Source organism: Jiangella mangrovi (assembly GCF_014204975.1).
In the GTDB taxonomy this organism is placed as follows: domain Bacteria; phylum Actinomycetota; class Actinomycetes; order Jiangellales; family Jiangellaceae; genus Jiangella; species Jiangella mangrovi.
The window spans coordinates 6,123,587-6,135,830 of the sequence record NZ_JACHMM010000001.1; the positions used below are offsets into that span (position 1 = coordinate 6,123,587).

9 protein-coding genes are annotated in these 12,244 nt (G+C 73.8%); 5 read left to right on the forward strand and 4 right to left on the reverse strand.

Features of this window, described 5'->3' with window-relative positions:
* Positions 1-56: 56 nt before the first annotated feature.
* The 5 genes from HD601_RS28345 to HD601_RS28365 are packed head-to-tail and all read left to right on the forward strand — an operon-like array spanning position 57 to position 6,210.
* The gene (locus tag HD601_RS28345) at positions 57-1,421 is read left to right on the forward strand and encodes a hypothetical protein (RefSeq protein WP_184827637.1); all 1,365 of its coding nucleotides are present in this window, start codon (positions 57-59) and stop codon (positions 1,419-1,421) included.
* Complete coding sequence (locus tag HD601_RS34365; RefSeq protein WP_184827639.1) at positions 1,418-2,518, forward strand: extracellular solute-binding protein; 1,101 nt, start codon at positions 1,418-1,420, stop codon at positions 2,516-2,518. Before HD601_RS28345 ends, HD601_RS34365 begins: the two co-directional genes overlap by 4 nt.
* A complete protein-coding gene (locus tag HD601_RS28355) occupies positions 2,515-4,275 on the forward strand; it encodes a CoA-transferase (RefSeq protein ID WP_184827641.1) in 1,761 nt (586 codons plus the stop codon). The genes HD601_RS34365 and HD601_RS28355 overlap by 4 nt, the downstream gene beginning before the upstream one ends.
* Positions 4,262-5,428, forward strand: coding sequence for a CaiB/BaiF CoA transferase family protein (locus tag HD601_RS28360; RefSeq protein ID WP_184827643.1), 1,167 nt, complete (start codon positions 4,262-4,264; stop codon positions 5,426-5,428). The genes HD601_RS28355 and HD601_RS28360 overlap by 14 nt, the downstream gene beginning before the upstream one ends.
* Positions 5,425-6,210, forward strand: a complete 786-nt coding sequence (locus tag HD601_RS28365) for an SDR family NAD(P)-dependent oxidoreductase (RefSeq protein WP_184827645.1) — start codon at positions 5,425-5,427, stop codon at positions 6,208-6,210. The genes HD601_RS28360 and HD601_RS28365 overlap by 4 nt, the downstream gene beginning before the upstream one ends.
* 52 nt (positions 6,211-6,262) lie before the next feature.
* Here the strand turns inward: HD601_RS28365 and HD601_RS28370 are convergent, their stop codons facing one another.
* The 4 genes from HD601_RS28370 to HD601_RS28385 are packed head-to-tail and all read right to left on the reverse strand — an operon-like array spanning position 6,263 to position 12,222.
* The gene (locus HD601_RS28370) at positions 6,263-8,191 is read right to left on the reverse strand and encodes a sialidase family protein (protein ID WP_184827647.1); all 1,929 of its coding nucleotides are present in this window, start codon (positions 8,189-8,191) and stop codon (positions 6,263-6,265) included.
* A gap of 30 nt (positions 8,192-8,221) precedes the next feature.
* The gene (locus HD601_RS28375) at positions 8,222-9,679 is read right to left on the reverse strand and encodes a sulfatase-like hydrolase/transferase (RefSeq protein ID WP_221441394.1); all 1,458 of its coding nucleotides are present in this window, start codon (positions 9,677-9,679) and stop codon (positions 8,222-8,224) included.
* 2 nt (positions 9,680-9,681) lie between these two features.
* A complete protein-coding gene (locus HD601_RS28380; protein WP_184827649.1) occupies positions 9,682-10,614 on the reverse strand; it encodes a dihydrodipicolinate synthase family protein in 933 nt (310 codons plus the stop codon).
* A gap of 54 nt (positions 10,615-10,668) precedes the next feature.
* Complete coding sequence (locus HD601_RS28385; protein WP_184827651.1) at positions 10,669-12,222, reverse strand: ABC transporter substrate-binding protein; 1,554 nt, start codon at positions 12,220-12,222, stop codon at positions 10,669-10,671.
* Positions 12,223-12,244 lie beyond the last annotated feature (22 nt).

A 12,244-nucleotide genomic window follows, 5' to 3' on the forward strand; every position in this document is an offset into this window, starting at 1 on the left:
TAACGGCGTCCGGACGGCGTCATTTCATGAGCAGCGAACTCGGATGGAGGGTCGGCATGAGGCTCAGCAGGAGACGGTTCCTCGGTGCGACGGTGATTCCCGCGGCCGCCGCGCTGACGGGCGTGGGGGCGGGAGTGGGGGCGAGCGTGGGAGCGGCCCGGACGGCCGCCGCGAACGGCGCGACCCCCTTCGACGTCCTGCTCTTCGGCGGTCAGTCCAACGCCGGGCCGGCGCCCGCGGGCGGCATCTCACCGCCGCTGCTGGGCGCGGAGTTCCCGGCCTCGGCGCTCACGTTCGCCGGCACGAAGGGCTACGCGCCCGGACGCACGCTGCTCGACGGCGCCGCGCTCACCGCCCTGGCGCCCCAGGACGACCGCCCGTGGGGCGCTCAGCTGGCCGCCACCGCCATGTCCTTCGCCCTCGAGAACGGGCACCTCGCCGACGGCACGGCCTCGCCCGGCTACTTCGCCTTCTCCGCCGGCGAGGGCGGTGTGCCGCTGGAGTACCTGACCCGCGGCGCCGAGGCGAGCGGCCACTTCAGCTTCGTCAACACCCTCGCCGCCGCGAGCCGGGTCCAGCCGGTGCTGGGCACGGCCGGCGGGTCCGGCGTCTGCCACGCCTACGTCTTCATCCACGGCGAGAACGGGCCGACGGCGGTGTCGCCGCCCGACCTCGCCACCAAGCGCACGGTGTACCGGACGATGCTCGCCGCCTACGCCGACGACGTCACGGCCGAGCTCCAGTCGCGGCTGGGGCAGACGTTCCCGCCGGAGTTCGTACTGCTGCAGACCAACGCCCCGGACCACCAGGTGCTGCCCACGTACGACCCGTACCTGGCAGGCGGCGTGCTGGCCCAGCTCGATCTGGCCCGCGAGCGGCTGGGCCAGGGCGTGACGATGGCCGGCCCGGCGTACCACACGCGGCTGGCCGACAGCGTCCACACCGACAACCTGGGCCGGCTGATCGTCGGCGAGCTGCTCGCCGAGGTCTACCGCACGATCCGCGCCGGTGCGACGTTCCAGCCGCTGTGGCCCACGTCGGCGACCCTGCGCGGCCGGATCGTACTGATCAGGTTCGAGGTGCCCGGCGGCCGGCTGCTCCTCGACACCGACTGGGTGGCGCCGGTCCCCCACTACGGCTTCACCTACAGCGACGACGCGTCGTCGGCCACCATCGAGTCGGTCGAACTGGCCTCGTCGAACACCGTGTGCATCAAGCTCTCCGCGCAGCCGACGGGCACCCGCCCGGTCATCCGGTACGCCCTGGGCAACGAGCAGCCGCTGACCCAGGACCACTGGTCGTCGGCCCGCGGCCAGCTCTACAGCGACAGCGGCCGGCCGTCGCACTACGCCGCGGCCGGCTTCCCGATCCCGCCGACGGTCCGGCACTACGCCGTCAGGTTCGACGCGCCGCTGTCGTGACGACCACCCTGCGGGTCCTGTGCTGGGACCATCCCCGCTGCACCGGGCCCATGACCGCGGCCGCGGCCGCCTACCGGTCGGTGCGCCCGGACGTCGCGCTGGAGTGCGGCGTCCGGCCGCTGGCGGCGTTCAACGACCAGCCGCCGTGGGCGGTCCCGGACGGTTACGACCTGCTCCTCGTCGACCATCCGATGACCGGCGCGGCGGCGGAACGCGGCGCCCTGGTCCCGCTGGACGCCGTCCTGCCGCCGCAGCGGCTGGACCGGATCGCCGCGGAGTCGATCGGGCACGACGCCTACGCCTGGGCCGGTCACCAGTGGGCACTGAGCGTCGATGTCGCCTGCCAGGTGGCCGTGGTCCGGCCCGACCGGCTCGACGCCGTGCCCCGGACCTGGGACGACGTGCTCGGGCTCGCCCTGCGGGCGCCCGGCGCGGTCGCGCTGCCGCTGGCCCCCGCGGACGCCCTGTGCACGCTGATCTCGCTGTCGGCCAACGCGGCGCTCGCCGCCAGCGACGAGCCGCACTGGCTGCGACCCGAGGCGGTCGAGTTCCTCGTCGCGCTCGCGCGCGTGGTCACCCCGGCGTCCTTCGAGCTGACCCCGCCACAGGTGCTCGAGCTGATGGCCGGGGACGGTGTCGTGGCCTACGCGCCGTTCGTGTTCGGCTACGCCGTCGCGGCCCGCCCGCCGCTGGCGTTCGCCGACATCCCCGGTGTCGACGGCCGCCCGTACGGCGCGATCCTCGGCGGCGCCGGGCTTGCCGTCCTGCCCGGCCGTCCGCACGTCGCGGAGGCGGCGGAGTTCGCCGCCTGGTGCCTGGACGCCGAGGTCCAGCGCGACGTCCTGTTGCCGGCCGGCGGCCAGCCGGCGCACCGGGCGGTCTCGAGACACCCCGCGTCGGGTGACTTCTTCCGCGACACCCGGCAGAGCCTGGCGCACGCGTTCGTGCGCCCGCGCGACGCCTGGTGGCCGGAGTTCCACCGCGAGGCGGGCCTGTCGCTGGCGGAGTCGCTACGGTCCGGCGAGCGTCCCGCGTCGATCCACCGCCGGCTCGCCACCCTGGCCGGCCGGCACCGCGAAGGGGTGATGTCACAGTGAGCGCGGTCTGGGCCGACGACGTCGCGTCGCTCGTCGCGGACGTCCCGGCGGGCGCCCGCGTCGGCGTCAGCGGCTTCCACTTCACCCGCGCGCCCGTGGCCGCGCTGCTGGCGCTGGCCGACGCCGGCGTCCGCGACCTGCACTACGTCGCCTGGGGCGGCGGGCTGCCCCTCGAGATCCTGCTCGGCCGGGGCGCCGTCACCCACGCGACGCTCTGCTTCTCCAGTCTCGACGTGCTCGGGCCGGCGCCGCGGTTCCGCCGCGCCGTCGAGTCCGGCGCCCTCGCCCTGAACGAGCAGACGGCGCTCGGCCTGATCAGCGGGCTGCGGGCCGCGGGCGAGAACCTGCCGTTCGAGGTGTTCCAGGAACCGGCGGGCTCGTCGCTGGCCGACGGCTTCAGCGCCCCGGCACCCGATCCGTACGGGTCCGGCGGCGCGCCGCTGCGGGCGGTCCGGCCGGTGCCGCTCGACGTGCTCCTGCTGCACGCACAGCGCGCCGACGACGACGGCAACGTGGAGCTCGCCGGCGCGCGCGGCCTGGACCTGCCCGCGATCTTCGCCGCACGCCGGGTCCTGGTCACCGTCGAGGAACGCGTCCCCCGGGGGTCCCTGGGCGCCGCCCGGTCGTTCGTCCTGCCGCGGACGTTCGTCAGCCGCCTGGCCGTGGCGCAGTTCGGCGCGTACCCGACCTCGTGCCTGCCCTACTACCCGGCCGACTACCGCGCCCTGCGCACCGTCGTCGATGCCGATCCCGCGGCTCCGGTGCCTGAGGAGGCGCTGCGCCCGTCGCCCGCCGTCCGGCCCGCACTGGCCCGGCGGGCAGCGGTGCCGGCGAGGTCGGTCGGCGCCGGGCTCCGCGCGCTGGCGACCGTCGCCGCCGACGCGCCGTACACCATCGACGAGCTCATGGTGGCGGTCCTGGCGCGGACGATCGGACCCACGGGCGTCTGCTCGTTCGGGTCCGCCAGTCCGCTGCCCACCGCCGCGTACTTCCTGGCCAAACACCTCTGGGCGCCGGACCTGCTGCTCATGTCGCACAACGGCGGCCTCGTGGACGTGCCCGTGCGCCCGCTCGCGCTGGCGGCGTCCGAGCAGCTCGACCACGAGCTGGCCGCCGCGCACACCGGCGGCGACGAGACGTACCACTGGTACTACCAGCGCGGCCTCGTGACGCACGAGGTCGTGGGGTCGGCCCAGGTCGACGGCCGCGGCGCCACCAACAACCTGTGGGTCGCGAAGAGCGACGGCACGCCGGTGCGACTGCCCGGGCAGGGCGGCATGGCCGACGTCGCCAACCTGCACGCGAACTTCATGATCTACCTGCCGCGGCAGAGCACCCGCAACACCCCCGCCCGGGTCGAGACGGTGAGCGCGCGGCGGGCCTGGCACGACCCGGACCAGCGGCGGCGGTTCGGCTTGCAGCCCGGGCGCACCCTCGTCGTCACCGACCTCGCGGTCTTCGAGGACGACCCGGCGGACGGGACGCTGCGGCTGCGCAGCCTGCATCCCGGCGTCTCGCTCGACGACCTGCGCGCACGGACCGGCTTCGACGTCGTCGTCCCGCCCGGCGCCGGCACCACCGAGCCGCCCACGCCCGACGAGCTGCACGCCCTGCGGACCGTCGTCGACCCGCTCGGCGTCCGGCGCCTCGACCTCGTCGGCGCGGCCGACCGGCAGCGGCTCGTCGACCGGATCCTCGACCTCGAAGAGACCGTCCTCGACCCACCGACCATCCGGAGCGCCGATGCCGTCCACTGAGCCCACCGGCCCGCTGTCCCACGTGCGGGTGCTCGACTTCACCCAGCTGCTGCAGGGCCCGCTGGCCACCCAGATCCTCGGCGACCTCGGCGCCGACGTCGTCAAGGTCGAGAAGCCGGACGGCGAGTGGATGCGCTCCTGGGGCATCCTGGCCAGCACCACCGGCGGCGAGATGGACAGCTTCCTCGCCTTCAACCGCAACAAGCGCAGCGTCGCCGCCGACCTCAAGGACCCGGCCGTGCGGGACCGGCTGCTCGAGCTGGGCCGCGACGTCGACGTCGTCGTCGAGAACTTCCGGCCCGGCGTCATGGACCGGCTCGGACTCGGCTACGACGACTTCGCCGCAGTGAACCCGGGCGTCGTCTACGCCAGCTCCAGCGGGTACGGGCAGACCGGCCCCTACCGGGAGCGGCCGGGTCAGGACCTGCTCGTCCAGGCGCTGGCCGGTGCCCTGCACCTGACCGGCCGCCGCGACGACCCGCCGACGCCCAGCGGCATCGGGATCAGCGACGAGTACACCGGCCTGCATCTGGTGGTGGCGATCCTGGCCGCGCTCAGCCACCGCCAGGCCACCGGCGTGGGCCAGCGGGTCGCCGTCGACCTGTTCTCCTGCACGATCGCGGCCCAGCAGCAGGAGCTCACCGTCTGGCTGAACCACGGCGACGCCATGCCGCGTGCGGCGGAGAACGTCGGCCACGTCGGCGCCACCGCGCCCTTCGGCACGTACCCGACCCTGGACGGCCACCTCGCGCTGGCGATGATGCCCTGCCCGCGGCTGGGGGCGATCCTCGGCGTGGGCTGGCTCGACGAGTTCGACACCAACGACACGATGTTCGCCGGCCGCGACGTCGTCCATCGCCGGCTGTCGGCACACTTCGCCACCGACACCACGGCGGCGTGGCTGAAGCTGCTCGACGAGCACGACGTCTGGTGCGCCCCGGTGCAGGACTACGCGGCGCTGGAGGACGATCCGCAGGTGCGCCACGCGGGCCTGCTCTGGGAGGTGCCCATCGGGGCCGGCGGCGCGACGTTCCGCACCGTCGGGTCCCCGTTCACGTTCTCGCGCACGGCGCCGTCCCTGCGTCGCGGCGTGCCGCGCGCCGGCCAGCACACCGACGAGATCCTGGCCGCCGCCGACGAGGAGGTCCGATGACACCGCAGCGGTTCTCGGGCAAGGTGGCGGTGGTCACCGGCGCCGGTGCCGGTATCGGCCGCGCCGTCGCCGTCCGGCTGGCGGCCGAGGGTGCCGCCGTCGCTGTCCTCGACCTCGCGGCGGCGGCCGCCGCGGACACCGTCGCGGCGATCACCGACGCGGGCGGGCAGGCGCTCGCCGTCGCGGCCGACGTCGCCTCGCCGGACGACGTGCATGCCGGCGTCCGGAGCACGGTCGCGGCGTTCGGCGGCATCGACGTGCTGGTCAACAACGCCGGGGTGGTCAGGTACGGCACGGTGCCGGAGCTCTCGGTCGAGGACTGGCACCTGACCCTCGCCACGAACCTGACGGGGACGTTCCTCACCTGCAAGTACGCCATCCCCGAGATGCGCGCGCGGGGCGGCGGCGCCATCGTCAACACGGCGTCGGCGCAGGCGTTCGCCAGCCAGCCGCTGGTGGCCGCGTACGCGGCGTCCAAGGGCGCCGTCGTCGCGATGACCCGCTCCCTCGCCGTCGACCACGCCGCCGACGGCATCCGGGTCACCTGCGTGTGCCCGGGCTCGGTCGAGACACCCATGCTGCGCTACGGCGCCGAGCTCCTGGGCGACGGGGACGCCGTCGCCACCATGCGCGATTGGGGCCGCCAGCACCCCATCGGCCGGCTCATCCAGCCCTCCGACGTCGCCGCCCTGGTCGCGTTCCTCGCCAGCGACGACGCCGTCACCATCACCGGTGCGCCCTACCTGGTCGACGGCGGGCTCCTCGCCCGGCTCGGCGTCTAGGGACGTCTGGGCGGCCCGGTGGTCCGGCACCGGGCCGCCTCATCGACGGCTGTCAGCGCGTGATGCGGTCCAGCGGGAGGTAGAGCACGGGCTCGGCGTCCGCCGGAGCGTCACCGGCGGCCAGCGCCGCGATCTCGTCGGCGCCGAGAGCCCGATCGAACATCCAGACATCATCGACGGCGCCGTCCAGCGGGTTGTTGATGCCGTCGACCCGCGAACCGATGCGGATGCCGGTGAGCGCGCCTGCCGACACCGAGCCCGCGACCGGTGCGGACGTCCCGAGCGGCTCGCCGTCGACGTAGATCGTCACGGCGTCGTCGCCGCGGGTGAGGGCGACGTGGTGCCAGGCGCCGTCGGCGTAGTCGCCCGCGGCCGTCACGAACCTGGTCTCGGCGCCGGTGTTGACGTGCCCGCGGATGCGGCTCTGGTCCGGCTCCAGCCGGATCCACCACTTCGGGTCGACGTCCCGGTTGGAGTGCGCCCAGACGATCGTCTGGACCGCGGTGCTGTCGGTGCGGAACCAGGCCGCCGCCGTGAAGGGGCCGTCGCCGAACTCGAGGGCGGGCTCGGCCGGGATCTCGACGTAGTCGCCCGCCAGGTCCAGACCGGAGCCGACGACGCCGCCGACGCGCCGGGGCGTTCCGCTGATGACCGCGTCGAACCCGCGGCCGGACGCGTCGGGCGTGGTCCTGGGCGGCGGGGACGGGGCGTCCAGCGTGGGCACGATCACCCGGGCGAAGCTGATCCGCTGGTGATAGGTCAGCGTCGCGCCCTCGCCCAGCCGGTCGCCGTTCTCGTAGATCACGCCGAGCCGGCGCGCGTTCCCGTGGTCGTCGACCTGGACCAGGTCGGAGTATCCGGACGGGCCGTCGTAGACGACCGGGCCGCGGACCCAGCTGCCGGCCTCGTCGAAGCTGGACCACAGCGTCAGGTTCTCGCGCGCCGTCGGATGCCCCGGGGCGGCGAACACGAGCCGCTCGCGCCGGTCGGCGTCGCGCGACAGGCCGAGGATCGAGCCCTGGACGACCGGTGCCACGATGTCCGTGACCTCCTGGTACGGCGTGTCGAACGACGCACCGCCGTCGCTGCTGAGGGTGCCGGCCCGGGCGCCGACGCTGGTCCCGTTCTGGTCGCGCGCGTTGAAGTACAGCGTGCCGTCGCTCAGTTCCACGACGGTGTTCTCGTTCGGGTTCACCACACCCTCCGGCGTCGTGTCGACGCCGCCGAGGTGCCAGGTGGTGCCGCCGTCGTCGCTGTACAGCGAGTGCGCGCCGAACAACCGGTCGTCGGTGCACGCGATGTCCGAGCCGGGCGGCGGGGCGGCCGAGTGGTTGCCGGGCACGACCAGCCGGCCGGCGTGCTCGCCCTGGGTGATCTGGATCCCGTGGCCGGGCCCACCGACGAAGTGCCGCCAGTCGGCCGGCTTCACGTCAGCGGTGATCTCCACCGGATCGGACCAGGTGGCTCCGTGGTCGTCGCTGTGGAGGACGAACGACCGCCGGGTCTGCTCGGCGTCGGCGCGGCCGCAGCGGATGTCGTCGCCGGAGACGTCGCCGCCGGTGCGGGTGACGTTCAGGACGATGCGCCCGGTGCGCTCGTCGACGATCGGGACCGGGTTGCCGAACTTGTCCGGCCCGGCGTCGGCGACCACCTGCAACGGCCCCCAGGTCCGGCCGCCGTCGGCCGAGCGCTTGAGGACCAGGTCGATGTTGCCGTCGTCACCCGGGCTGTCGACCCGGCCCTCGGCGAAGGCCAGCAGGGTGCCGTCCTGTGCCTGGGCGACGGCCGGGATGCGGAAGGTGTGGTAGCCGTCCTGGCCCCGGCTGAAGACCGTGCTCTGCTCGATCGCCCGTCCGGGTGGGGCGTCGGCCGCCGATGGGGACCAGCCCGCGCCGGCCGGTCCGGGCACGGCCGCCAGGGCGAGCCCGGCCAGGCCGGTCACGGCGAGCAGGCGGGTGGTGCGACGTGTCGTGGTCGACATCGTGCTCCTTCCTCTCGAGGGGGCAGTGCGTCAGAGTTGGTGCCGAAGACGTTCAGCGACGGCGGCGGCGAACAGCTCCTGCCGGGCCGCGCGGTCGGTGGTGGTGACGGCGCCGCGCTGCGGGGCGGCGGGGTCGACATAGGTGGGTGGTGTCGCGTCGTACAGAGCCCATCGCGCCGCTGCCTCGCGCATCCGCCGCAGCTGGTCGCCGTGTGCCGGATCGCCGACGAGGTTCGTCAGCTCGTACGGGTCGGCGGCCAGGTCGAAGAGGGCCTCGCCCGCGGCGTCGGACCACAGCAGCTTGTGGCTGCCGGTGCGGACCATCCCGGCGACGCCGTGCCGGCGGTCCTCGGCGAGGACGTGGTCGTGCCCGGCGGCCGGATCGCCCAGGTCCTGGCCCGGCAACGGCGTCGTCGGCGCCACGCCGCACGCGGCGAGGACCGTCGGGGCGACGTCGACCAGCGAGGCGAGCGCGTCCGAGACCTCACCCCGTCGCCGCTGCCCCGGGAACTTGGCCAGCAGCGGAACCTTCACCACGGGGTCGTACATCGGCCCGTCCTTGAGCAGGAGGTGGTGGAAGCCGAGGTACTCGCCGTGGTCGGCGGTGAAGACGATCAGCGTGTCGTCGTACAGCCCGCGCCGCCGCAGCAGGTCGAGCATGCGCCCGACCTCGTGGTCCAGGTGCGTGATGGTGGCGTAGTAGTGCGCCATCACCTGCCGCAGCCGCGGCAGGTCCAGCGGCTCGTAGTCGAAGTACTCCCGCCGGTGCCGCTGGTCGGCCGCCGGGATCGTGTCGGTCCAGCCGGGCAGCGGGGTCAGCGCCGCCGGGTCGTACAGGTCGTCCCACCCGGCCGGCGGGTCGAACGGGTGGTGCGGCTTGACGAACGAGACGTGCAGCAGGTGGTCGCCGGTCTCGGTCCAGCCCGTCAGCACCTGCCGCGCCCGCTCGCCGATCCAGCTGGTGGAGTGCCACTCCTCCGGCAGGTTCGACCGGCCGGTGCCGTACGTGTCCCAGTAGGACGGTGGCGCGGTGGCGCGGAACTCGTGCTCCTGGTCAGTCAGGTCGGTCACCGGCGCCAGCCCGGCCGCCGCCAGCTCCCGGTGGTAGTCGTCGTCGTACCGGCCGGGGCCGTCCTGCTCGGCCAGCTCCAAGCGGTCGTAGCCGACGTCGAGGTAGGTGGGCGTGAAGTGCATCTTGCCGACCGCGGCCGTGTCGTACCCGGCCCGGCGCAGCGCGCGCGGGAAGGTGTCGATGCCGGGGGCGAGTGTGCAGCGGTTCGACCAGCCGGCGTGCTGGCGGACGTGCAGGCCGGTCAGCAGCGAGTACCGAGACGGGGTGCAGACGGGGAACGAGCAGTACGCGTTGCGGTAGCGCACGCCGTCGCCGGCCAGCCGATCCAGGTGCGGGGTCCGCACGTCCGGGTTCCCGGCCGCGCCGAGGCAGTCCGCCCGGAACTGGTCGGCCTGGATGATCAGGACGTTCGTCACGGTCAGTGGCCCGTGTCGAGGAAGCCGAGCTCCGTCACCTCGGCGCGCAGCAACGCCAGCTGCTCCGGCCCGGGTGACACCAGGGGCGGCCGGCAGCCACCGCAGTCGACCCCGCTGAGCGCGCCGAGCGCCTTGAAGCCGGCCAGCTCGCCGCCGTACCGCGCGGCCGTGTCGATGACCTGCTGCGCCAGCTGCTGGCCCGCCCGGGCCTCGGCCAGCTCGCCGCGGACCGCGTGGTCGAGCAGGCGCCGGAACAGCGGACCGGCGAAGTTGTACACCGACCCGATCGCGGCCCGGGCGCCCGACTGCCAGGCGGCGAGCACCAGCTTGGCGACCCCGACGAAGACCTCGTGCTGCCCGCCGGCGAGATGCAGGCAGCGCTGCAGGTCGACCATGTCGTTGTGGGCGAACTTCACGCCGGCGAACGTCGGGATCTTGTCCCGCGCGACCAGCAGCACGTCGCTGGCCCGCAGGTTCACCCCCGTCATCGAGGGGATGTGGTAGTAGGTGAACGGCAGCCCCGGCGCGGCGTCGGCGATGGCCGCGCAGGCGTCGACCAGCGCGGCCACTGTCTCCGGACGGTGGAAGTAGGGCGCGACGGCGGAGATCGCCTTGGCGCCCGCGGACTCGGCGTGCGCGGCCAGCCGGCGGGCCTCGACGAGGCTGGAGTGTCCGACGTGGACGATGACGTCGAGCCTCCCGTCGGCGACCTCGCACCACCGCTCAGCCAACGCCATGCGTTCCTCGGTCGACAGCGACGCCCCCTCACCGGCGGTGCCGCCGATGTACGCCGCCGCCGAGCCCCAGGCGACCAGGTCGTCGGCCTGCTTCTGCACGGTGTCGAGGGCAAGCCCACCGGTCTCGGTGAACGGGGTGAACACGGCGGTGAGCAGCGCCATGTCGGGGCCGTCGGTGGAGTAGCGCAACCCGGTCATGCGGTTCCTTTCTCGGTGCCCGCCTGCGGGCGGGCGCTGCTGCCTGCGGGCAGGTCAGCCCTTGGTGTCGGTGAGGTCGACGAAGTCGCGGGCGTCCGTGACCAGGCCGGTGATGCGCTTGTCCAGCGCGAACAGTGACGGCACGGTGGAGATGCCGATCGCCCACGCCTCGTCGATGAGGGTGCTGTTCAGCGCCGCGTAGGCGGCCTGCTGGTCCTCGGGTGTCATGGCGGTCCCGGCCGCGCCGACCGCTTCGACGTACGCGGGCGGCACGGCGGCGCCGAACGTGGTGTTCGCCTCGGTGGTCAGCATCTGCCGGCCGCGGGCGATCAGCGACGGGCTCTGCAGGTTGTTCGGCTGGTACGCGACGGTGCACTGCAGCTCGCTGGCGAACAGCGCCTCCAGGTACGCCGCCTCCTCCTGCGGCGCGATCTCCAGGTCGAACCCGATCTTCTTCAGGTCCGCCTGGATGATCTCGAGCGTCTGGACGGCGGGCGTCCCCGAGGCCACGCCGGCGACGGCGCTGGTGCCGCCGCCCGACTGCTCCAGCAGTGCCGCGGCCGCGTCCAGGTCGAAACCGTTCGAGTCGAGGTACGCCGGGTCGAACGCGGGCGAGGACGGCATGAACGCCGTGTACACCGGGTCGCCGATGCCGAAGTTGACCTGCTCGAGGATGCGGTTCCGGTCGATCGCCCGCGCGAGCGCCTGCCGCAGGAGCTTGTTGTCGAACGGCGGGATGATCGCGTTCATGAAGAACAGCGACATCCGGCCGTTGCCCTCCACCATGGTGAACCGGTCGCGCAGCCGGTCGGCATGGCGGAACCCGATGTACGCGGCGCCGTCGACCGAACCCGACTCGAGCCCGGCGACCAGCGCGTCCTCGTCGGTGAAGAACCGGTACTCCACTTCGTCCAGGAACGGCTTGCCGTCGTCGTAGAAGTCGGGGTTCTTCTCCAGGACCAGGCGCTGGTCGCGCCGGAAGTCCGCGAGCCGGAACGGGCCCGACCCGGCCGGCTCGCGCTCCAGTGCCGCGGGAGTGTTGCTGGCGGCCAGCACCAGCGGGAACGCGAACATCCAGTCGAGCACGAGCGACTCGGGCGTCGGCTGGTGGAAGTCCAGCCGCACGGTCCGCTCGTCGACCGCGGTCGCGGCGGCGATGAACGCGGTCGGCTGGGCGAGGGTGAACCCGGCGTCCGGGTCCTGCGCCCGGGTGACCCCGGTGACGACGTCGTCGGCGGTCACCGGCTCCCCGGAGTGGTAGGTCGCCTCGCGCAGGGTGATGGTGACCGACGTGCCGTCGGACGCGAGCTCCCACCTCTCCGCCCCGGCCGGAATGGGCTCGTAGGTGCCGTCCGGTGGATAGTCGAGCAGGTACGTGTAGAAGGAGTGGATGTGGATGTCGGTGTTCGTGAGGTAGGGATCGAACTGCATGATCTTCGTCGTGCCGAGCGTGATCCTGCCGGTCGTGCCGCCACCGGAGCTCTCGCTGCTGCCGGAGCCGCAGGCGCCGAGCAGCGGCGCGCCGGCGACCGCGCCGGCCGCGAGGAACCCGGCCCGCAGCAGCGTCCGGCGGGCGATCAGGCGGGACTGAATCGGCGAAGTGGGCATGGCGATGCCTCCCGAGGTCGAG